Origin of the sequence: Pauljensenia sp. UMB3104 (genome assembly GCF_030217285.1) — a bacterium.
Classification (GTDB): domain Bacteria; phylum Actinomycetota; class Actinomycetes; order Actinomycetales; family Actinomycetaceae; genus Pauljensenia.
On sequence record NZ_JASONN010000535.1, the window covers coordinates 1 to 242 of the forward strand.

Annotated in this window: 1 protein-coding gene; it reads right to left on the reverse strand. The window is 63.6% G+C overall.

Going from position 1 to position 242, the window contains the following annotated elements; all coding sequences use genetic code 11:
- On the reverse strand, positions 1-240 hold a 240-nt coding region (locus tag QP415_RS12700; protein ID WP_336620010.1), incomplete at its 3' end, for a family 20 glycosylhydrolase.
- Positions 241-242: the final 2 nt, after the last annotated feature.

Consider the following 242-nt stretch of genomic DNA (forward strand, 5'->3'; position numbering starts at 1 on the left):
GGCGGGGTTTCCCACGTGCGGGTATGCGCGGATTGCGGCACCGGCGCAGGAAGGAATCGAGATCTCCGGGATGATGCGGATATTGCGCTGAGCGGCGAAGCGGACGAGGTGGCGAATGTTTGCGTCAGAATAGAAGCCTTGTGATGTGCGTGCGGGCGACGTGCGCCATGTGCCTGACCGTTCTGGCGCGCAGGCATGGTCGTACCAGTCTTCCGGGGCTCTTGGAATCTGCGCCCCGATGG